Consider the following 19,612-nt stretch of genomic DNA (forward strand, 5'->3'; position numbering starts at 1 on the left):
CCGAAGCCCTCGGCATAACCGACAAGCGTGACATCCCCAGCCCCGCACCGAGTGACGCTCAAATTCGTGAACACTACCCCTGTCCAAATTGGGCGTGACGCTCAGATTCGTGAACAAGTGACGCTCAGATTGGCGGACATAGCCATCCGTGGATGTTTGCCAACTCGAGCAGAGATCTGCGGAATTGCCCGAGGTTGTCCCGGGCGTACGGACCGATGTCGATGAACATCAGCGGAACAGATTCGCCGAAGCCCCGAATCTCCATCGGGGCCGGCAGCGGAACTCCCGCCGAAAGGCTCACGGGAAACAGCAGCCCTGAGGCGATCGCGCTGTCCGACCAGCGTGAGTGGTGCCGGTAGGCGACAGCTTGATACACATCCGCGCGGGAGATGGCGATCCGTAGCTTCTTGTCCACGACGACCACCGAGTCGGTTTCGGATGTGACCGCTGGCTGTCCGGTCAGGACGTTCTTGTACTTGGTGTCCAGGAGCAGCACTCCGGTGCCAGAAAGAACGATCACGAGGTCCGGATCAACCTTCGAGGCTTTGATCTTGAGCCCGGTTTCGTCGTGCACGGAGGCGTTCGGACGCCGGCTCTCGTCCATGTCGATCTCATCGATCATCGAAACGATCCCGCGCACCGACTCCTGGAAAAGGGTCGGCATGTCCCACATGAACGACTCCGTGGCAGTTGCACCAGCGTGCATGCCGGTGAATTGGCCGGCGAGCAGGCTGCGTGTGGCGCGAAGGACCATCGCGTAGTGACGTTGGGGACCTCGGGTCGATGTCGCCCGCAGCAGCGAGGGTGTGACAGAGACATCGGACACGTTGGCGAACTTGGGAAGGACGGCGGCGACCTGTCGCCGCACAGCCTTGCCCGCGGCTGTCACCGGCAGGCTGTGACTGAGCGCGGCAGCATGCCGCAGGCCCGCCTTGAGGACCTGATTGTTGGGAGTGTCCTGGGTCTGCTCGATCGTGCGGCACGGAATCTCGTTCGCTCGCCCTGATGCGAGGTGCTGTGTGACGTATCGATCGAGCAGTATCCGACCCTTGACCTTTCCGTTGAAGACGCGGTCGGTCGAGCGATAGTCACGGCGCAACCATCGCGAAGCAAACCTGTTGATGGCGCTGACGTGCCACACGAGCAAACAGGCGGTGGGGTCCTGGCGCAAGGCCGACAGAGTGGGCTGATCGAAATCGAGCATCCGGAGGGGCTCATGGTGCTGGCCGTAGGCGTAGTCGGCGAGGAAGAACATGTCCGCGTCGGCCAGCTTCGGTTCCACGGTGAGAGTGACGTCGAGATCACCTTCGACGATGCGACTGACGCCCACATTGTCACCGGCAGACAGGGTCCAGTCGACATCGCCGGGCGAGCGACGGACTTTGCAGTCCGCGGTACGCCAGAACTCGCTGGGAACCTGCTCGGCGATCACCCCGTCGATCAGAACCGAGCCACGTTCCGTGACAGTGATCGGATGAGAGTGGGCCATCAGACCGGTTGAGGCGGGTCGTCGATGGCAGGCTGCCCGACCGCCGTGGATGCGGGAAGACCGGCCAGTCGAGACGCGAGTTCGCTCGCCTGCTCACGCTGTGTCGCATCTTCGGAGATCGCCAACTCGGTACGCAGAGCACTCAGAGCTGCCGTGTCGATCTCACCCTCCATCTCGTATTCGCCCAGCAGCGGCAATATCTCGTAGATGAAGCGGCTGGCCAGCACTTGAATGGACGACTCGTCCCCGTCGGAAGAGGCGAGGAAGTAGGACGGACCGACCTTCAGGCCCGTGGGGGCGTCGGCGAGTGCGCGTCCGGTGATCTCGGATAGGCGCAGGGCGGCGAGTCGAGTGGCCTCGGAGTCGAAGTCGTAGCTGTGGATGGGGGTGTCCGTGGCCGCGACGTTGAGGAAGACGAAGCGGCGGCGAAGTGCGTAGTCGATGACCGCGATGCTGCGGTCTGCGGTGTTCATCGTTCCGATGAGGTGCATGCTCGGCGGCACCGAGATCGACGCATTCCCATCGACCGCGTACGGGGTTGCTACGGCCTCACCCCGGTACTCCAGTGCGTAGAGCAGTTCGCCGAAGATGTTCGGTATGTTGCCGCGGTTGACCTCGTCGAGGATGAGAACCAATTCCAGGTCGTAACCCTTGTCGGCAAGCCGGTTGCCGACCGCGGTCATGAAGCTGAAGAGCTTGTGCCTGGGCGTGAAGGTGACTCCTCCGGAGGCCGGTTCTGCCACGAGAGACCGGACGAAGTCGGTGTAGTCGTAGCCCGGATGGAACTGGACGATGTCCCACAGCGCCGACAGTCCGCGACGCACGACCTCGTCGGCAACCGCCTCGATGGTCCGCTCATTGGCGGGCAAGGAATCGAGAATCGATTGCAGACGGCTCGCCTCGACCCGTTCTGCGGTAGCCCATTTCACATACTTCCGGGCGACGAAGGTCTTGCCCGCGCCGGGTGGGCCCTGCAGGACCACCTGCCCCTTGCGTCGAAGCTGCGTGGCGAGTTCGTAGAGGTCATCAGGCAGTGCGCTGCGCGCCGAGGGCGACGCCGCGTCCTCGTTCGGATGAAGCGCGTCTACGAACTCTGCGGGGGACAGCCCCAGCCAGGCGTTCGCGCCGATCGCCAGCGCGAGTTCTGCCTGACGGCCCGGAGCTGCGACGATCTCCTGGTGACCGAGTCGCTCTGTGACGAGCGTGACCACTGCTGGGGCGGCTGCGCGGGTGGGAAGCAAATGCTTGACCCCAACGATCGAACCGCCGTGCTTCTCGGGTTCGATGAGACGGCAACGCTCCAGCAGACTCAAGATGTTCGTCGTCGACTTGCCGTCCTTTGGGAAGCTCGAATCGTTAGGGGCGTAGGACTGCAGCGCCTCGCCGAGAGTCTGGCGGTTGATCATCTCGACATCAAGGCGACCGTCGTCGTCAGTTAGGAATCCCTGGGTGATCGTGTCCAGCCTCCTGTCGGCGAGATTGAGTGCCGCCCAGAACAAGAGGTACTGATAATCGGCCGAATCGCGAGCCGCACGCAGCAACTCGTTGTCGATCACGACCTGCGACCCCGGTTTGGTGCTGCTGTCTACGGGCGGGTCGTAGTCGACGAGGTCGTTCCACAGCGGCGCTGGTGTCGAGCCCGCAATGACCGTGTCGTCGGCCAGCAGTTGCTCGACTTCGGCTGCCGTCGTGGCTCCGGGGACGACGCCGGCCAGCTTCTGCATCGTTGCCTCGGGCGAGGTGAATTTGGTGAACGAGATCTTTCCCACTGTCGGCACAGGACTCACGCGACACAGTCTTTCATCACGTGACAAGCCCAGGTGGGATTGGCCGGTGCCGCGAGTCTGAGTCCGACGCGCAAGTCGAAATGTTCGTGTAAGTCGATGGGGAAGCGAGTCGTCCATGCGCCGGTGGGTTGCATACTTACACCCTGCCGCACCCCGGTGAAAGAGTGCGGCACTTCTCCCGGTCGGGTCAGGCGGTCTTCTTGGTCGATACCTTCTTGGCCGCCACTTTCTTGATCGGAGCCTTCTTCGGTCGGCCCTGGCTGCGCAGCTCGACGCCGCCAGCCTTGAGGAGACCACGCACCCGGGCGATTGAGTAGCCGGTCTGCTCGACGAGTTGGTCGATAGATGCCTCGTTGTTGGTGTATTCGTCGGCGAGCACCTTGGCCAACTGCTCGCTCAACCACGGGCTCAGTCTCTCGTTGGGCTCGAGCGTCGGGAAGGCCTCGATCGCACCGCCGGCGTAGCCCTTGTGAGTCTGACCCTTGGGTGCTGTTTCTTCGGCAGCCTCGTTACCCCAGGCGCTCCAGCCGGGCCGGGCATACCGCGCGAACATCTCCAGGTACGGCCCTGGCGAGCAGGATTCAATCAAGTCGTACTGCTCGTCGGGCTTGCGGGAGTGCTCGCGCTTGCGGGTCTCGATCATGTTCACGGTGCTGCGCGCGGGGGCGAGAGTGCGCATGGAGCCCTTCACGCCGAAGAGGATGGGTTCGGTGACGTTGCGGAAGTAGAACCCGACGCCGCGGCCGTCGGGGCCGCCGTCCTTGCGGCGCTTGGCCCAGATCACGTTGGAGACGTAGCGGAAGCCCCAGGCCTGGAGCACCTCGATGCCCTCCAACAGCAGGGCGTTGGGCACCCACAGGTACAGGTGCGCGTTGTCGGCGGTCACCGAGTCCACCGGCAGGGCCTTGATCTCCTCGAGGTCCATGGTCCCGTAACGGTCCAGGCGGCGGTGCTCGGGTGCGACCTTGCCGGTGCGGTTGGCAAAGCGCCAGGGCGGGTCGGCCAGCACGGTCTGGAAGCCGCCGGCCACCGTGGGCAGGGGTGCGATGTCGGCGGCGGGTGGCAGTGTGTCGATCGTCGGCGTCATGGGAAAGATCCTATCGGATAAAGATCTACTTGTCACTATTAGATCTTTATCCGTGTCGTCGGTGTCCAGGCCGAGATCGAGCTCCTCTTGCGGCATGGTGAGTTGGACGCAGCGGACTGCCCGCTGGTTCCCTGTCGGTGTGTTATGACGCAGCGACGAGATCGCGGAGGATGCGCTCGCAGGCGGAGGAGGGCGTGATCTCCTCGATGACGCCGAGCGGCAGGACTCCCGGCGGCAGGCACGAGTCGCTGGCATGACCCATACCGAAGACCACGATGACGCCGAGGCGGGTCAGCTGAATCGCGAGCTGTAGCAGCGCATTCCGGTCGGCGTCGATGGATCGCAGTGACCGGCTGTAGTCGATACCGCCACCGCGGTAGACGACGAGCACGTGACCACGGCCTCCACCGGGACCCACGTGCTGGGCCTGTTCCACCATCGCTGTCAGTGTGGTGATCTGCGGCTCGTAGGTGCAGTACTCGTATCCGGGCAGGCACACGAGGTGCTGGGCGTCGACGATGTTGGCACCCCGACCGAGCACGTGGCACACGTCAGCCAGGGTTGAGCCCCCGCTGGCGGGGCCGAGCGTCGTGACCCGCAGCCGGGGCAGGTCCAGGGGCACGGTGGGTGGCAACGGCGCGGCGAGTCGCGCGAGGTGCGGAACAACACTCGCGAGGGCCGGGATGGGAATGGTCTGCGACACGATGCCCCTGGGTATGGTTTGGCGGCCAGCATATCGCCAGGTGGGGCGAGTAGTCGATGCTCGCGATGAGCGGGCGGTCAGTTGCGTGAATGATCGACGGCGCCGGCTGATGCCGTCATGGCCACGATCTAGTCAGTCAGCGAGTGGTTCATCGCGGCGGCTGACCCGTCGCGATGACCGTGGGCGTAGCCGGCGGCGCTGTAGCTCGTCAGCGGCCCGGCCTTGCGGAGGCGCCCCGGATAGTCTTTCTGCCTGCGCGAAAGAGCACGGCGGGCGTCGTCGTCATAGATCACCAACGCACCCGCACCGGCGGACTCGATCGCTCTAGCCTCCTGCTCCTCGAGCCGTTCCCGCACCCGCGCGGCGAAACCGGCGACCCATGATCGCCGGTACCTACGCGTCTCGCCCGCAGTGGGGTTGCCCGGCGGGCGGGCGGTTTCGACGAGTCGCACCGCCTGGGGCTGGAGGATTTCCCACAGGGCCTGGATGCGGTGGATGTGGCGCCGGACCCCGTACACCTCGACCTGGTAGCGGTCTGGGTACGGGTAGTAGACGAGCTCGCAATGCATCGTCTGGATGAGGCCGAACAGCAACAGTCCCTGCTGTGGCACATACTTTCCGTCGATCATGACGGTCCACTTGATCGCGTCGGGGATCTTCGCACTCGCGTCCAGACCACGTCGGGCCTGTTCGATCGTGGCAAGTTCAATGCCGTATTTCGCCATCAATTCGAATGCGCGGGCGTGGAACACGGCCTCCTCGGGCGTCCCGGCCACACTCTCGGCCTGACGCAACAGCTTGGCGACCTTCGTTTGCATCTTGCGGGTCCGGGCGTCCATGAGGGCTCCAATCGGTATGGGGGTCAACGGAATTGGATCGCGGGCAGCGTTTCAGTCGGCGTGGAACACCAACACGTGCGCACTGCCGCTGGCCTCCCACATCGCGACCGTCGACGGATCGAGCTCGCGATACCGCAGCGCCGCCTCGGCAGCGGCCCGGTCGGGGTAGATGCCGAGCAAGGTTGCCGGGCCATCGGCCGTCGCCGCCCACGCCTCGGCGGCCTGGCGCATGGCTCGATCGATGGGCATCGCGTACGGATCGGCGCGCGGCTCGATCTCGAGGTAAGGGGATTCGGGAGGCGGCGGCTCGAAGCCGACCTCGTCGCGCTCGAAGTCGCCGTGGTCCTCGTCGTCGAAGGTGTCCGGCTCACAGTCGGTGCAGTGGGTCGGGTGAGGAGACCACTGCCACTCGCCGTTCTCGCGCCGGACGACGTATCGCCCGTCGGCAGAAACGAACTCAGTGTCGTCGTCGGGGTTGTCGGGCGAGCCTGGTTGGGAATCTTCGGCGATGTGCGGGTGCAGATGCTGCACCGTCTGCTCGATGCCGACTCCGACGGACGGGCCGATCAGATCGCGATAAGGGTTGTATGGTCTGCGCTCGCGGTGCGACTGGTCGTAGAGGTTGAGGCGGGCGGTCAAGTCGGCGATGCGCTGCTCGGGCGTCATCGCGGCCAACCTCGCACGGGCACGGCAGGCCCGGCACCCGATGCGATCGTGTGCGGTGCGCTGGCCGCACCTGTCGCAGCGCAGAAGCGCCTGCGCGGCTGGCGGAGCGGGCGGGCCGGTCAGGTCCGGATCGTCGGTCATGCTTGCTCACCCTGCTCGCGTGCCTCGAGTTCGAGCGCCCGAGCCTCGGCGTCGATGAGTCGATCGAGCGTCTCGGACCTGCACCGTCGACACGTCTCTTGAGCGTCGTAGATCGCGGCCCGTCCGCACCGAAAGCACCGCTCGAGATGCACGGCTGTCGGGTGCGAGGCGGTCGTGGCCATCACCGTGCCGATCACATGCGCGACGATGATCCGCCTGTGGTCGACGTCGACGAGAGTGGCCAGGTCCAGTAACAGCGGTAGATCCTGCTCGGCTTCGGCCACGATGCGGTCCTTCTCGTCTTCGGTTGCGGCAGTAGTGATTCGGCGCAGTATCACTGTCAGGCCGCTCATCAGAGCATCTCCGGATCGGTGATGACGCGGACATCGTCGGGGCGAGCCAGCGCGCAGGTCATGATCGAGAGCGGACCGTTGCTGCGGCGGTCGGTGAGGTGTAGGTGGAACAGGAGGCGGCCGTCGACCAGCGCCTCGCGGCCGACGATGTGGCCGGACACGTCGGGACCGAGGTCCAGGAGGATGTCGCCGATCTCGAGCTCGTGGGCTTGGCGGCGCAGCAGGCCGTAACCGGCGGCGGCCAGGGTGCGGGCGGCGGCATCGCGGACGAGTGGGACGCGGTCGGGAGCGATGAGGGCGAGCTCGGAGACCAGGACGCCCAGGTGCGGCGATTGGAGCGGCCACGCGAACAGCTGCTCGATGGTCGCCGCAGGGTCGTCGGCGTCGGCGATCTGCCGGGCGGCGTGGGCGATGAGAGGTGCCGCGCCGGTCACGGCGAGCTCGACGGGATCGTCGTCGGTCTGCTCGATGAGAGTGTCGACTCGCTGCCGGATCAAGTAGGCGAGCGGGGGTGTTTTAGGCGGGGGCGTTTCGGGCACGGTGAAGCTCCAGGTGGGTGGTGACAGCGACGGTCTGCAAGCGTCGGTGTGGCGCCGGAATCAATGCCAGTGAGAGCGTGCCGAACGGGGGTCCGGTGAATATCGCGGTCGGGCCGCAGCTAAGCGGCAAGTGGCACAGAAGTGGCACACAAAACTGTGCCATAGAGCTGTGGAGGAGGCACGCGAAGGTGAGAAACTAGCTGACCAGCGAAATTACTGCCTCGAAAACGCGTTATATGCCGCGCTCGTCTTGAAAGCGAGCGTGGGTAAAACCACCGGGGGTTCAAATCCCTCCGCTTCCGCAGATGAGTCCACGTTGCGTGGGATCCAGAGGGGCATTTTTGTACCCCTGCGTCCCACGCAACTGAACCTCGTTCCGGCGAACGACGCGTGCGCGTGATCGCTGAGACCGTATGGCACAATTCCGGCCTGTGAAGAAGGTGATGGCAAGTGCATTGATCGGCGGCGCCGCTGCCACAGGCGTTCTCGTGGGCGGCGGAGAGGCGCACGCCGACGTCACTCCTGGTACGTACCGATACTGCAACACCGAGTTCCAGGGTTTTCACGTTCCGGTGCCGTGGTGCTCGGACTCGACGGTTCGCAATCACCGGTTTGGTGTCACCCCCAGCTTCCGCGGCTACCCCATCACAACCGTTGGCAAGTACGAGTACGTCAGTTTCGGCCAGGGCAACGGACTCAAGATGTACAAGACGCGCAACGGATATGCCGGCTCGCAGTATCAGGGCAACAAGGTCATCGCCAAGTTCGTCTTGACACGCAAGCGCTGAGGTCGCGCGGTCATTCGGCCAGGAACTGATCGATCTGGTTGAGAGACTGCGTCGCGCCCTCGGCCATACCCATGTCGAGGACCTTCTGCAGTCCCTCAACCGTTTCGTAGGTGCTCACGTAGGTGGCCACCGTGCGGCCGTCCCTGTCGGTGAACGAGTATGCGTTGTGCGACAACGGAAGTGACTCGATCGGCGTGAAGTCTTCGTCGGCGAAGCCGTCGCGGAAGGTGAAGCTCGACGGCTTGTCGACGGCGTCGACGAGCCAGTAGCCCGCGTACTTTTCGCCGTCGGGGCCCGTCATGTAGTACGTGACACGCCCGCCCGGCGCCAAGTCGTGATCGACGAATGTCGCGGGGTATTCCGGTGGGCCCCAGACCTTCTCGAGCTGGCGCGGATCGGCGTAGATCTGCCAGACGCGTTCCACCGGAGCGGCGAACTCGGCTGTGATGGTGATCGATCGGTCGTCGAGATTCTTGGTGACGTCGATGACGGGCATTGTCTCAATCCTTGTCGTTGGAAGGCGTCGACGTGGTGTCGTCGACAGCAAGTAATGCGTCGATTCGGTCGATGCGGCCCCGCCAGACCTGCTCGAGCTCGTCGAGTAGGTCCGACACGGCGCGCACGGCCTCGACGTCGCCGGAGGCGAGTTGTTCACGCCCTCGGCGACGCTTGGTCAGCAGTCCGGAGCGCTCGAGCACCGCGACGTGTTTCTGTACGGCGGCGAAGCTCATGTCGTAGTCGGCGGCAAGTGTCGACACCGACTGCTCCTGCGCGAGCACACGCCGCATGATGTCGCGGCGGGTCCGGTCGGCAAGCGCGTGGAACAGTGCGTCTGCTCGATCCTCCGTCGCTGTGCTCACCACACGAACATACAACTGATCGGTTGTATGTGTCGAGCTTTGGTGGGATTCGCCTGCAATGCGCACCCGGGTCCTGCGCCCCGAGTCCTTGCGGTGGACACTGGTGGGATGCGCGACGACGGGAGAGGTGTAGACCGCGACGAACTGGACCCACGGCTCGCCGATTCCCTTCGCGGAATCGAACGCAGGGTCATGGCAGAGGTTCCGCTCCGCGGGCGTGCGGTCGCCGCTGTCTGGGTGGCCGTGGTGGTGCTTGCCGGCGTGAGCGCCGTGACCGCACTGACCGGAAGGTCGACGCCGCTCTCGCAACTCGCGGTCGTCTTCGGTGCCGCCGCGGTGGTGCTGTCCATGGTCGCGGTGATTGTTCGACGCTTCGCGCCCTGCTGGATCGCGGCGGCGGTGAGCGCTGTCGCGGTGCCGATCTCGATTCTGGGCTACTGGGCCGATCAGACTGCGCGCCAACAGACTTCGTTGGGACTCTTGGTGGCCGCGCTGTGCCACATCGCACTAGTGGTCAACTGGGTGCAGTGCGTGCGGCCGCCGGTGGGACACAAGGCGGGCCCCACGCCGTAGCCGTGGCGCGGGTGGGCACCGGACTGTCGAGGTTTCGGCGTCATTCGGTCGTGCGACTGCTGGTAACCGCCGGGGCCGTCGGTGTCGAATAACCGGGTAAGAGGACGGTCGCCCGATCGCCCGGGACAGGGAACATCATGCGATACCGGTGGACTGCAACGACTTTGGCCGCGGCCGCAGTAGCGCTGTCCGTGGCGGGCTGCAACCCCGACGACACTCCATCCGCAACAACTTCGATGCCGACCGTCGTTGTCACCACGACGATGCCTGCGTCGACCACATCAGGTGCGGAGGAGGCCGACTCCGGCACTGCTGTCGAGAAGTCGGACTCTCAGGACGGTGGCGCCACGCAGGCTTCTGGTGGTGGAAGCCAGACCGCGCGGCCGCTGCCTCCCGGGCACGGCGTCGGATCGTCGGCGTTCGTGGGTGACTGGACGCGACACGCCAGTTCGCTCGACCTCGCAGGAGATCAGACGGGCACACTACTCATGGGCTCAGGCGCGCTGAACACCGAGAAGTGGTCGGTCACCTGGACGCGGCGCGGAATGGGCATCACGATCACGATCGGTGACCTGATCGTCAAATCCGGCGAGGGTGTCGGCGATATTTCGAAGGGCGAGACGGTCAGCGGCGATCTGTCGACCGGCGCCCACGGCGGCCCGACCCTGGTGACTAAGGGCCTCGGCGACACCGGCGGCCCGCTCACCTGGTGCAGCGCCGCATCCGCGGGCACTCCAGCGTGCGGGGCGTGATCTCGACAGGCTCGATCAGCGAGGGGTGATCTCGACAGGCTCGATCAGCGAGGGTGGCTCGATCAGCGAGGGGGCGGCTCGATCAGCGAGGGGTGATCTCGACAGGCTCGATCAGCGGCCAGGCGCTCGAGCAGCGAGGGGGCGGCTCGATCAGCGCGAGCGCGTACACAACTCGGTCGTGAGCGCGGCGCCATCACAATAATCTCCTCGGCGGTCCGCTCAGGTACGAGTTGTGTACGTACCGGTGGTCGTCAGGCCGGCGACATCGCGCGCTGAGCCTTCTCGAGCGCGGCGAGGGTGCGAAGCACGTATTCGCGGCGCGAGGTCAGGTCGGCGATGCGGGCCTTGGCGGAGAGTCCCGATTCCTGCTCGGCGGCGGCCAGGCGTGCGTCGATGTCGGTGAGTTCGCTCAGCAGGCCCTCGGCGCGGCTGAGAAGCTCCGCCCGATCGGGCCGCGAGACGTCGTTGCGTCGTGTCGGACTCGTGGTCGCCGTGCTCGCCTTGTCGCCCGTGCTCTTCACGGCGCTCGACTTCACAGCGCTTGACTTCACAGTGCCCGCAGCGGCCCGCGATGCGGATCGCTTGGGTCGAGGGGCGGGGGTACTCGTGCGGATCGCGTTCAACTCGGTGTACGCGTCGCGAGCGCCGACCCGGTGCTCACGCTCCTCCTCGTCGTCGCATTCCACGGAGCCGCCGAGCGGGCGCAGGCCGTAGAAACCCAAGAACTTGCGCGCCTCGGTGATCGTCTCCTCGAGCTCGCGGCACCTGGCGCAGCGCAGTTCGTCGCGAAACTCCGCGACGTCATCGGTGGAGGAGCACCACTCACACGGGGTGGCAGTGTTTTCGGTCACGACAGCGTCGGCAGTTCTGGAGAGCACGTCGAAAACAATACGGGACAAGAGGTTTCAGATTCCAATTCGAGCGTGTCGCACGCCCGACACCCCGCGTGACCACACCCCGCGTGACCAGACCGGGCGACTACAGCCAGTCGCGCTTGCGGAAGTTGATGTAGAGCACGATGACCGATCCGACGATCAGGATCGCGCTGACCCAGACACCCCACGACGTGCTGTATCCGGGGAACAGCACGTTCTGTCCGTAGTAGCCGGTGATGAGGGTCGGCACAGCGATGATGGCGGCCCACGCGGTCAACTTCTTCATCACGGTGTTGAGCCGCGCGTCCATCAGCGAGAGGTTCGTCTCGAAGACACTGCTGAGCATGTCGCGCAGTGACTCGGTCCACTCGGCGGCGCGCAGCACATGGTCGTAGAGGTCGGAGTAGTTGGGATCGAGCTCTGCCGCGTGCTCTCCACGATCCTGGTAGCGGTGCCGCTGGATGGTGCCCACCACCTCGCGCATCGGGAGCACCACCCGCCGCAGCACCACGAGATCCTTGCGCAGGTCGTACGTCCGACGTTGCAGGCTCACATTGGGGACCGACTCGTCGAAGAGGTAGTCCTCGAGCTCCTCGATCTGGTCGTCGAGTACCTGCACCGCGTCGAAGTGACCGTCGACGACGACGTCGAGCACCACATAGAGCAGCCCGCCGATGCCGAACGCCGCGGCGTGCGTGTCCTCGCAGCGCTCCACCACGGTCTTGATGCCGTCGCCCGGATGCATACGCACCGTGATCAGGGCGTTGTCCTTGATGAATATCGAGATGCGGTGCAATGTAAAGGATTTGGCGCGCTGATTCTGCCCGTTGTTGACAGTGGCCCCGGATCGCGGGGGTGGTGGGTCGTCGGAGTCATCGTGAGGATCGCTGTCGGGGCGTCGAACATCCTGTGCCGCAGGAGGTTTCATCTCGATGCCGTACACCATGATGAAGGTGTGGTCGCTGTAGGTGACGGTCTTCACGCGCTCGGCGGCCGAGATCGTGTCCTCGATGGCGAACTTGTTCAACCCGAGTTCGTTTGCGAGCGAAGAGAGCGTCTCATGGCTCGGGCACTGCAGATCGGCCCACACGACGGTGTCGGATTCGCCGATGTGGTCGGAGACCGATTCGAGCGAGAACCCGTCGACCTTCTTGCCGTCGCGCCAGATCTGACCCTGGATGCGCTCGTCTCCCATGACGTCATCCTGCCACGCGGCGAGAGGTCCTCGACGCTGCCGCGCTCGCCCGACCTGGCAGGATCGGCCCATGGCCCACCGCATCCCGTCGCTCACCGGAGTGCGTGCGCCGGCCGCGGCCGCGGTCTGCCTGACACATGCGGCGTTCTGGACCGGCAACTACACCGACGACTACGTCGGGCGCCTGTTCTCGCGGTTCGAGGTCGGCGTCGCCATCTTCTTCGTACTCTCGGGGTTCCTGCTGTTCTCGGAGTGGATTCGACCGCTGCAGAAGGGCTCGGGCCCACCGTCGACGCGGCGCTACTTCTGGCATCGCGCACGCCGAATCCTGCCCGCGTACTGGATCACGGTGATCGCGGTCTACCTCGTCTACGGCTGGTATTCGCCGGGTGGCGAGGCCGTGGTGACGGGCGTCGGCTGGTCGGGTTTCTGGCGCAACGTGACGCTGACGCAGGTCTACGGCATCGGCCACCTGCATGCCGGCCTGACCCAGATGTGGAGTCTCGCAGCAGAAGTCGTGTTCTACCTGCTGCTGCCGGTGATCGCATGGCTGCTGATCGTCGTCGTGTGTCGACGCCGCTGGCGACCGGATCTACTCATCGGTGGCCTGCTCGTGATCGGGCTGGTGAGTCCGGTGTGGGCGGTGCTCGTCGACGGAAATCCCGACGCCGATCCGACGGCCCGACTCTGGGCACCCGCCTTCCTCGGATGGTTTATCGCCGGCATGGTCCTTGCGGTCTGCGCGCCCCTCGTCGCGAAGTGGAACACCTGGTTCTGGCCCGCGGCCGCGGCTGCCGCGTTCCTCGTGTCGGGTCTGCCGCTGGCAGGTGAGCCGACGATCACGCCGAGCACGGCGTCGGCCACGATCGTCAAGCATCTGCTCTACCTCGTCATCGCCGTCGGGATGGTGGGTCCGCTCACCGCCACCGACCAGTCGTCGCCGTGGGCTCGGCTGTGCGGGAGCCGACCCGTCGTGTGGCTCGGCGAGATCTCCTACGAGTTCTTCCTCGTGCACGTACTCGTACTCGAGGTGGTCATGGATCTGCTGAACTACCGCGTATTCAGCGGCAATGTCGTCGTGGCGTTCGTGGTGACTACCGCGATCAGCATCCCGGTCGCGTGGTTGTTGCACCGCGCGACCCGACCCCTGTGGCGTGCGACGACGCCCCGGGCACCCGAATTGCGCAGGTAGAATCTGGGAACGCGGCGGAGCCGGGGAACCACTCCCGCTCGCCAGACAGTCCCGAATCGAAGGCGTTACGACGATGATCGACAAGAGCGCGGCCCAGCGGGGTGGCGACAGCAGTGCGCAGATCCGCAGTTGGTGTGAGCGATCGGCCATCGCGGGTGAGCGCCCCGAACTCTCCGATGCCGCCGCAATACTCGTGGCGTCGGGGTACCTCACGCCTGCGGGTCGGGCGATCCTGGTTCGCCGGATTTCTTCCGGACTACCTGTGCCGACGCTGCCTGCGGGTTTCGGCGAGCTGCGTCGACTCCAGCGGGCGATCGTCCAGCTCGAAAGCCAACTCGACGCCCCGATGGTGCCCGGAATGGTCGTGACGCTGATGCGCGGCCGTCTCAACGGGCTGCTGCGTCGGCGCGACGACTCGCGCAAGCTGATCGTGACCGCGAAGGGCGTCTTCGCAGGTAGTACGCGCGCCATCCGGAGGGAGCGTCGGGAGAACGTGTACCTCGAGATCGAGGAACGCGAGCGGCTGTTCGCCGGACTGCTCTGCACACCGACCCCGAACGTGAACACATCGAATCCGATGCGCCGTGCGGGAACGGCGGCTGTGGAACGGATCGCGGGCGTCGTCGGACAGGTCGCCGCACGCTCGGGGTATCCGCAGGCGGGGGAGTGGGCCAACCGCGTTGCCGCAGTCGACGGCACTCCCGCGTCGCCGAGGACCCCCGCTTCACCGCTGTCCGGGGTGGCGAACTTCGTCGACGGCTACGAGACGCTGATGTTTCTCGCCGCCCACTACTACGACCGCATCATGCGCAATCCGGCCTGGCGGTCGGACCATTTCGCCGTGCAGCGCACGCAGGTCAATCTGCACGCCGAACTCGCCGAGATCGTCGCCGACGTCATCGCGCTGCGCTCCGTGCGGATCGACCTCGACCGCGCCAAGCGCAACGGCGGATTCGACGCCTCGTTCGCCGCCCAGATCGACCGTCGCGAAACGGTGTTGCGGCCGGTCTGGACCGAACTCATCGACCGTGTGCAGGCGCTCGGCGACGTCGCGCACGTCGTCGAGTCGGCCGCCGTCGAACTGCAGATCCTGTCTGAATACAACAGGGCCGCAACCATCGACGACCGGATCGACGCGCTCATCGCCAGGTCGGGCGACCGGGAGATCTCCGTCGACAACGCCAAACGCCTGAGCGAGCAGGTGCGCAGCGGCGAGGAGCAGTTGCGTATCTACCGCGACGTCCTCGAGGGCAACATCGCTCGGATCTCACCTGCCGTGCCGCGCGAGCTTCCCGCCCGCTACGAGCCGTCCTGACCGCGTCGTTTCAGGCGCGCGACCAAGACCGCAGGTGATCTTTTTCGACGCTGCTCAGCCGTCGAAGTGAGTGTGCCGCCACGTCGACGACGGCCATCTGGGTGCTCGCGACACAGGCGGGTTTGGAGTCGTCCTCGGCGTGCGCGCCGCGGATCTCATAACCGATGGTGAAGTCGACCGATCGAAAACCCTTGATCCACATGCCAATTCGCAGCGGCGAATCGTCGTGCCGTAGTTGGCTCTGATATCTGATCTTGACGTGGACGATCATTGCGCTCTTGATCAGTTCGGCCTGCGACCCGGTCGGGGTGTCGGCTTCGGCGGCCAGGGTGGTTGCCATGACCAACCATTGGATGCGCGCCTCCTCCATGAGGGTGACCATCCGCGCGTGGTTGATGTGACCGAACGCATCCATGTCCGACCACCGCACGGGGACCTCGGCGACGAATGCGAAGTCTCGGACACCGAGACCGCGTTCACCTGCAGGCTTCGCCGAACTGTCCGGATTCTTTGGTGTCGTCACAAATAACAACCCTATGTCGACGTTGCGTGAAGGCGGTTCGGGGATGTCGATTGCCAGGATCGACACGTACCCTGTGGACGACACCGGCCGCAGTGGGAGGGGAACCCACTGATTGCGGGCCGTCTAGACAATAACGATGCGCTGTTGAAGAAGATGCGCACTGCTGCGAGCGCCCGACCATCAACGGTCGGCGCGCTCCGAAGAGTTCGAGGAGACCGTTGCATGGCTGGGCGTTGGAGAATCGCGGCTGCGCGTCGGCGTACGGAAGGTAGTGGATCGGTGCTTCGGCGATCTGCAGTACTCGCGACCGCGCTTGCCGGATGTGCCGCGCTACTCACCGGTGTTCCCGCCGCGAACGCGGCACCCGTGCCCGTCGCGAAGATCGCGAAGGTTCAGAAACTCGGACCGCTCAGAACCGACATCTGGGTCACGTCGCCGTCGATGAAGACGAAGATCAAGTTGTCGGTGCTGACCCCCGCGGACGCGTCAGGCCCGCGGCCGACCGTCTATATGCTCGACGGCGCCGGAGCCGAGGGCGACGTGAGCGACTGGATCACCAAGGGCCACGCGGGCCGCTTCTTTGCAGGCAAGAACGTCAACGTGGTGCTGCCGACCGGCGGTAAGGGCAGCTTCTACACCGACTGGCAGAAGCACGATCCCAAAGTGGGACAACCCATGTGGGAAACCTTCCTCGCCAAGGAACTCCCCCCGCTGATCAACAAGCAGTTCGACGGCAACGGCCGCAACGCGGTCATCGGCCTGTCGATGGGCGGCCAGGCGGCGTTCGCGCTCACCATCCGTCACCCGTCGACCTACAGCGGACTCGCCTCACTCTCGGGTTGCCCGCCGGTCTCCGGCGCCGCCAACGAGGCCTACGTGCGCACGACCGTCGGTCGCGATGGGGGCGACGCGACGAATATGTGGGGACCGTTCGGTTCGGCGGGCTGGGACGCTCACGATCCGGCCAAGCATCTCGACGCGCTGCGCGGCAAGAACATCTTCTTGGCCGCCGGATCCGGCGCGATCGGCCCACTCGATCTGCAGCGTCGCATCGAACCCGACGAGGGCCCACCCGAGGCCGTGACGGCGTCGTCGTCGGCGCTGGAGCTGGGCGCCTACCGCTGCTCGCTGGAGTTCGCCGCGACGATGCGCGCCAACAACGTGCCCTACACCGACGGCTTCCGCCTGATCGGCACGCACACCTGGGCCTACTGGGAGCAAGACCTTCCCGCCGCCTGGCGCACCGTCTCGCGCGGCCTGTACTGAGCCGCCGCTCGGGAATGCCCTAGCCGACCGAGTGGTCCTCGGCCCAGCGGGTGGCGAAGCTCAGGAAGGCGTCGTTCTCGTCGGCCTCGGTGACGGTCGCGCGTACGCCGTCGCCGGCGAAGGGTCGGATGATCACGCCTGCGTCGCGCGCGGCGTCGGCGAAATCAGTTGTCGCGTCGCCGAGTTCGATCCAGACGAAGTTCGCCTGCGTGGCCGGGACGCGATATCCCATGTCGCGCAACCGGTCTGCGACTCTGGTGCGCTCGCTGACGATCGCCTCGGTGCGCGCGAGTAGCTCGTCGTCGGCGTCGAGGCTTGCGACGGCCGCGGCCTGAGCCACCGAGTTCACGGAGAACGGTACGTGGGCCTTGCCGAGCGCGGTGATCACCTCGGGATGTGCGATCGCATATCCGACGCGCAGCCCCGCGAGTCCGTACGCCTTCGAGAATGTCCGCAGCACAACCAGATTGGGGTACTCGCGGTGCAGTTCGATGGCGTCGTACGCCTGAGTCTGCGACGGCCGCACGTACTCGAAGTACGCCTCGTCGAGAGCGACGACGACGTCGCTGGGCACCTTGGCCAGGAAGGTCCGCAGGCTGTCGGCGTCGACGATGGTGCCCGTCGGGTTGTTCGGGTTGCAGACGAAGATCAGGCGGGTGCGGTCGGTGATCGCGTCGGCCATCGCGGGTAGGTCGTAGCTGAGCTCGTCGGTCAGTGGGATCTGCACCGGCACGGCTCCGACGAGACGGGTTGCCAGCGGATAGGTCTCGAACGACCGCCAGCCGAACAAGACCTCGTCGCCCGGCTCGCAGGTGATGGTCACGAGGTTCTGACAGAGGCTGACCGAGCCGCAGCCGACCTGGATCTCATCCTCGGTGACGCCCAGACGCTTGGCGAGTGAGGCCGTCAACTCGACCATGCCGTTGTCGGGGTAACGGTTGATGGTCTGCAGCGAATCGGTGATGGCCTGCTCGACGCTGGGCAACGGGCCAAACGTCACCTCGTTGCTCGCGAGTTTGATCGCGCCGGGAAACGTTGCACCGGGCACGTAGACGGGCAGTTCTTCGAGGTGGAGGCGAAGGCGGAAACTCACACGTCAAATGTAGGACGCGGGTACGCGCGTGCCGAAACCGGCTCATGTGAGGCGACGTTTGCGCGTTCTCCGCGACGCCTCCGTCAGGGGCCGTCTGTGCAGGTCGTCGTGCCGACTAGCTCGCGGTTTGCTTCCGACTGACGACCGTGTGTAATCTTTCCACTCGGCAGTTCGAAAGGACTCCGCCAAGGAGGCGTGCCAGAGCGGCCGAATGGGACTCACTGCTAATGAGTTGTCTCGCTAAAACGGGACCGGAGGTTCAAATCCTCTCGCCTCCGCCACCGCAGTCTGCCTCGACCGCGGAGAACTGAATAACGCTACGCGCCCGTAGCTCAACGGATAGAGCATCTGACTACGGATCAGAAGGTTTGGGGTTCGAATCCCTACGGGCGCACCACACAACTCCCCGTCACCGGTACTCGGTGGCGGGGAGTTTGTCGTCGACGGGTCTCGTCCGGCGTCCCGGTGCCAGGTCTGCACGCGGTCTCGCCGAGGTCACTGTTGTGAATCGGACACTGAGAATCCGCAATCATGGGTGATTTACTGAAGTGGCGCAAGTGCTTGATGTGACATTTCGGTCCTGGGTCGTACGACGAGAGGAACTCTATGCCTTCGCCCATTGCAAAAATCACTGCCGAGTTGTTCGGCACGTTCTGGCTGGTCTTCGGCGGTTGCGGTACCGCGATCTTTGCCGCGAAAGAGGTGGCTGTCGGTGACGACACCGGCACCCGAATTCAGGTGGGTGTCGGCTACCTCGGCGTCGCCCTCGCCTTCGGTCTCACCGTGGTCACGATGGCGTACGCCCTCGGTCACATCTCCGGAGGCATTTCAATCCCGCCATCACGCTCGGTGCCTGCGTCGGCGGACGTACCCCGTGGCGCGACCTACCGGGCTACTGGGTCGCGCAGATCGTCGGCGGTCTGCTCGCGGGACTCGCGCTGTGGGGCATCGCCTCGGGCAAACCGGGGTGGTCGCGTGAAGGAAATATGGCTGCCAATGGCTACGCCGAGCACAGCCCCGGCAACTACACACTTGCCGCGGTCATCGTGGCGGAAATCCTGCTGACCGCGTTCTTCCTGATCGTCGTGCTCGGTGCGACGGACGTCCGCGCACCAAAGGGTATGGGCGCCTTGGCAATCGGCTTGAGCCTGACGCTGATTCACCTCATCTCGATCCCGATCTCCAACACGTCGGTCAACCCGGCGCGCTCGACGGGTGTCGCCTTCTTCAACGGCAACGGCGCACCGGGACAGTTGTGGGTTTTCTGGGTTGCACCTCTCGTCGGCGGCATCATCGGCGGCTTGCTGTACCCGCTGTTGTTCGAGGATGGGCGTTTCAAGTTCGCGCCCCTGCAGAACACCGTCTGACGGAGTCAGCATGCAGAACACCGTCTGACCGAGCACACCTGACCACCCACGACGGGCCGGCCCCCGGGCGCGGGCCCGGGGCCGCCCGGGGGGGGGGGGGGGGGGCGGTTTGGGGGGGGGCGGGGGCGGGGGGGGGGCAGGGGGGGGGGGGAGCAGGGGGGGGAAGGAGGCGGCCGGGGCGGGGGGGGGCCGCGGCGGGGGGCAACACA

The 19,612-nt window shown here is 65.4% G+C and carries 20 protein-coding genes, 3 tRNA genes and 1 pseudogene; 10 read left to right on the forward strand and 14 right to left on the reverse strand.

Annotation, left to right across the window (positions count from 1 at the left end):
• Positions 1-124 precede the first annotated feature (124 nt).
• The 8 genes from A5766_RS00265 to A5766_RS00300 form a co-directional block, all read right to left on the reverse strand.
• A complete protein-coding gene (locus A5766_RS00265; RefSeq protein ID WP_064902989.1) occupies positions 125-1,489 on the reverse strand; it encodes a 5-methylcytosine restriction system specificity protein McrC in 1,365 nt (454 codons plus the stop codon).
• The gene (locus A5766_RS00270) at positions 1,489-3,276 is read right to left on the reverse strand and encodes an McrB family protein (RefSeq protein ID WP_197501252.1); all 1,788 of its coding nucleotides are present in this window, start codon (positions 3,274-3,276) and stop codon (positions 1,489-1,491) included. The genes A5766_RS00265 and A5766_RS00270 overlap by 1 nt, the downstream gene beginning before the upstream one ends.
• 187 nt (positions 3,277-3,463) lie before the next feature.
• Positions 3,464-4,363 carry an MT-A70 family methyltransferase gene (locus A5766_RS00275; RefSeq protein WP_064902994.1) on the reverse strand — a complete coding sequence of 300 codons (900 nt, stop codon included), beginning with the start codon at positions 4,361-4,363 and terminating at the stop codon, positions 3,464-3,466.
• 142 nt (positions 4,364-4,505) lie between these two features.
• Positions 4,506-5,066: a hypothetical protein gene (locus A5766_RS00280; RefSeq protein WP_064903001.1), complete on the reverse strand. Its 561-nt coding sequence runs from the start codon at positions 5,064-5,066 to the stop codon at positions 4,506-4,508.
• Between the two features lie 128 nt (positions 5,067-5,194).
• Entirely contained in the window at positions 5,195-5,905 is a 711-nt protein-coding gene (locus A5766_RS00285) for a DUF2786 domain-containing protein (RefSeq protein ID WP_064903003.1), read from the reverse strand.
• A gap of 51 nt (positions 5,906-5,956) precedes the next feature.
• Positions 5,957-6,712, reverse strand: a complete 756-nt coding sequence (locus tag A5766_RS00290; RefSeq protein ID WP_064903005.1) for a hypothetical protein — start codon at positions 6,710-6,712, stop codon at positions 5,957-5,959.
• Positions 6,709-7,065, reverse strand: coding sequence for a hypothetical protein (locus A5766_RS00295; protein ID WP_064903007.1), 357 nt, complete (start codon positions 7,063-7,065; stop codon positions 6,709-6,711). The genes A5766_RS00290 and A5766_RS00295 overlap by 4 nt, the downstream gene beginning before the upstream one ends.
• The gene (locus A5766_RS00300; RefSeq protein WP_156527320.1) at positions 7,065-7,604 is read right to left on the reverse strand and encodes a hypothetical protein; all 540 of its coding nucleotides are present in this window, start codon (positions 7,602-7,604) and stop codon (positions 7,065-7,067) included. Before A5766_RS00300 ends, A5766_RS00295 begins: the two co-directional genes overlap by 1 nt.
• Before the next feature lie 174 nt (positions 7,605-7,778).
• Between A5766_RS00300 and A5766_RS24215 the strand changes: the two genes are divergently transcribed.
• Positions 7,779-7,906 (forward strand) — tRNA-Ser (locus tag A5766_RS24215).
• 111 nt (positions 7,907-8,017) lie between these two features.
• Positions 8,018-8,392 (forward strand): hypothetical protein, encoded by a 375-nt coding sequence (locus A5766_RS00305; RefSeq protein WP_231894495.1) that lies wholly within the window; start codon positions 8,018-8,020, stop codon positions 8,390-8,392.
• A 10-nt stretch (positions 8,393-8,402) separates the two neighbouring features.
• On the opposite strand, the gene A5766_RS00310 is transcribed toward A5766_RS00305, so the two are convergent.
• Positions 8,403-8,888: an SRPBCC family protein gene (locus A5766_RS00310; RefSeq protein WP_005208156.1), complete on the reverse strand. Its 486-nt coding sequence runs from the start codon at positions 8,886-8,888 to the stop codon at positions 8,403-8,405.
• Positions 8,889-8,892: 4 nt separating this feature from the next.
• Positions 8,893-9,255, reverse strand: a complete 363-nt coding sequence (locus tag A5766_RS00315; protein WP_005208154.1) for an ArsR/SmtB family transcription factor — start codon at positions 9,253-9,255, stop codon at positions 8,893-8,895.
• Between the two features lie 105 nt (positions 9,256-9,360).
• Here A5766_RS00315 and A5766_RS00320 point away from each other — a divergent pair, with 105 nt between their 5' ends.
• Together A5766_RS00320 and A5766_RS00325 are read left to right on the forward strand one after the other, a co-directional pair.
• Positions 9,361-9,825 carry an Rv2732c family membrane protein gene (locus A5766_RS00320; RefSeq protein WP_064864217.1) on the forward strand — a complete coding sequence of 155 codons (465 nt, stop codon included), beginning with the start codon at positions 9,361-9,363 and terminating at the stop codon, positions 9,823-9,825.
• Between the two features lie 236 nt (positions 9,826-10,061).
• The gene (locus A5766_RS00325; RefSeq protein ID WP_231894496.1) at positions 10,062-10,577 is read left to right on the forward strand and encodes a hypothetical protein; all 516 of its coding nucleotides are present in this window, start codon (positions 10,062-10,064) and stop codon (positions 10,575-10,577) included.
• 251 nt (positions 10,578-10,828) lie between these two features.
• On the opposite strand, the gene A5766_RS00330 is transcribed toward A5766_RS00325, so the two are convergent.
• The gene (locus tag A5766_RS00330) at positions 10,829-11,455 is read right to left on the reverse strand and encodes a hypothetical protein (protein ID WP_005208146.1); all 627 of its coding nucleotides are present in this window, start codon (positions 11,453-11,455) and stop codon (positions 10,829-10,831) included.
• A 100-nt stretch (positions 11,456-11,555) separates the two neighbouring features.
• A complete protein-coding gene (locus A5766_RS00335) occupies positions 11,556-12,647 on the reverse strand; it encodes a magnesium transporter CorA family protein (protein ID WP_064903011.1) in 1,092 nt (363 codons plus the stop codon).
• A 70-nt stretch (positions 12,648-12,717) separates the two neighbouring features.
• Between A5766_RS00335 and A5766_RS00340 the strand changes: the two genes are divergently transcribed.
• On the forward strand, positions 12,718-13,839 hold the full coding sequence (locus tag A5766_RS00340) for an acyltransferase family protein (RefSeq protein ID WP_064903013.1): 1,122 nt from the start codon (positions 12,718-12,720) through the stop codon (positions 13,837-13,839).
• A gap of 73 nt (positions 13,840-13,912) precedes the next feature.
• Entirely contained in the window at positions 13,913-15,154 is a 1,242-nt protein-coding gene (locus tag A5766_RS00345; protein WP_064903015.1) for a hypothetical protein, read from the forward strand.
• Between the two features lie 10 nt (positions 15,155-15,164).
• Here the strand turns inward: A5766_RS00345 and A5766_RS00350 are convergent, their stop codons facing one another.
• Entirely contained in the window at positions 15,165-15,677 is a 513-nt protein-coding gene (locus A5766_RS00350) for an acyl-CoA thioesterase (protein WP_064903025.1), read from the reverse strand.
• A gap of 222 nt (positions 15,678-15,899) precedes the next feature.
• Between A5766_RS00350 and A5766_RS00355 the strand changes: the two genes are divergently transcribed.
• Positions 15,900-16,943 (forward strand): alpha/beta hydrolase, encoded by a 1,044-nt coding sequence (locus A5766_RS00355; protein ID WP_174273073.1) that lies wholly within the window; start codon positions 15,900-15,902, stop codon positions 16,941-16,943.
• A gap of 19 nt (positions 16,944-16,962) precedes the next feature.
• Here A5766_RS00355 and hisC read toward each other — a convergent pair whose 3' ends face one another.
• Complete coding sequence (hisC, locus tag A5766_RS00360) at positions 16,963-18,036, reverse strand: histidinol-phosphate transaminase (RefSeq protein ID WP_005208131.1); 1,074 nt, start codon at positions 18,034-18,036, stop codon at positions 16,963-16,965.
• Positions 18,037-18,225: 189 nt separating this feature from the next.
• Between hisC and A5766_RS00365 the strand changes: the two genes are divergently transcribed.
• The 3 genes and pseudogenes from A5766_RS00365 to aqpZ all read left to right on the forward strand — a co-directional run bounded on the left by A5766_RS00365 (position 18,226) and on the right by aqpZ (position 19,403).
• Positions 18,226-18,317: transfer RNA gene (locus A5766_RS00365), tRNA-Ser, on the forward strand.
• 40 nt (positions 18,318-18,357) lie between these two features.
• Positions 18,358-18,433: transfer RNA gene (locus tag A5766_RS00370), tRNA-Arg, on the forward strand.
• Positions 18,434-18,642: 209 nt separating this feature from the next.
• Positions 18,643-19,403 (forward strand): annotated as a pseudogene (aqpZ, locus tag A5766_RS00375) (aquaporin Z).
• Positions 19,404-19,612: the final 209 nt, after the last annotated feature.

This window comes from Gordonia sp. 852002-51296_SCH5728562-b (assembly GCF_001665475.1).
In the GTDB taxonomy this organism is placed as follows: domain Bacteria; phylum Actinomycetota; class Actinomycetes; order Mycobacteriales; family Mycobacteriaceae; genus Gordonia; species Gordonia sputi.

Excerpts from the sequence above, each read along its gene's own strand:
- A5766_RS00265 (WP_064902989.1), bottom strand. The coding sequence starts at position 1,489 with ATGGCCCACTCTCATCCGATCACTGTCACGGAACGTGGCTCGGTTCTG.
- A5766_RS00275 (WP_064902994.1), bottom strand. The coding sequence starts at position 4,363 with ATGACGCCGACGATCGACACACTGCCACCCGCCGCCGACATCGCACCC.
- A5766_RS00285 (WP_064903003.1), bottom strand. The coding sequence starts at position 5,905 with ATGGACGCCCGGACCCGCAAGATGCAAACGAAGGTCGCCAAGCTGTTG.
- A5766_RS00290 (WP_064903005.1), bottom strand. The coding sequence starts at position 6,712 with ATGACCGACGATCCGGACCTGACCGGCCCGCCCGCTCCGCCAGCCGCG.
- A5766_RS00295 (WP_064903007.1), bottom strand. The coding sequence starts at position 7,065 with ATGAGCGGCCTGACAGTGATACTGCGCCGAATCACTACTGCCGCAACC.
- A5766_RS00305 (WP_231894495.1), top strand. The coding sequence starts at position 8,018 with ATGGCACAATTCCGGCCTGTGAAGAAGGTGATGGCAAGTGCATTGATC.
- A5766_RS00310 (WP_005208156.1), bottom strand. The coding sequence starts at position 8,888 with ATGCCCGTCATCGACGTCACCAAGAATCTCGACGACCGATCGATCACC.
- A5766_RS00320 (WP_064864217.1), top strand. The coding sequence starts at position 9,361 with ATGCGCGACGACGGGAGAGGTGTAGACCGCGACGAACTGGACCCACGG.
- A5766_RS00325 (WP_231894496.1), top strand. The coding sequence starts at position 10,062 with ATGCCGACCGTCGTTGTCACCACGACGATGCCTGCGTCGACCACATCA.
- A5766_RS00335 (WP_064903011.1), bottom strand. The coding sequence starts at position 12,647 with ATGGGAGACGAGCGCATCCAGGGTCAGATCTGGCGCGACGGCAAGAAG.
- A5766_RS00340 (WP_064903013.1), top strand. The coding sequence starts at position 12,718 with ATGGCCCACCGCATCCCGTCGCTCACCGGAGTGCGTGCGCCGGCCGCG.
- A5766_RS00345 (WP_064903015.1), top strand. The coding sequence starts at position 13,913 with ATGATCGACAAGAGCGCGGCCCAGCGGGGTGGCGACAGCAGTGCGCAG.
- A5766_RS00355 (WP_174273073.1), top strand. The coding sequence starts at position 15,900 with ATGGCTGGGCGTTGGAGAATCGCGGCTGCGCGTCGGCGTACGGAAGGT.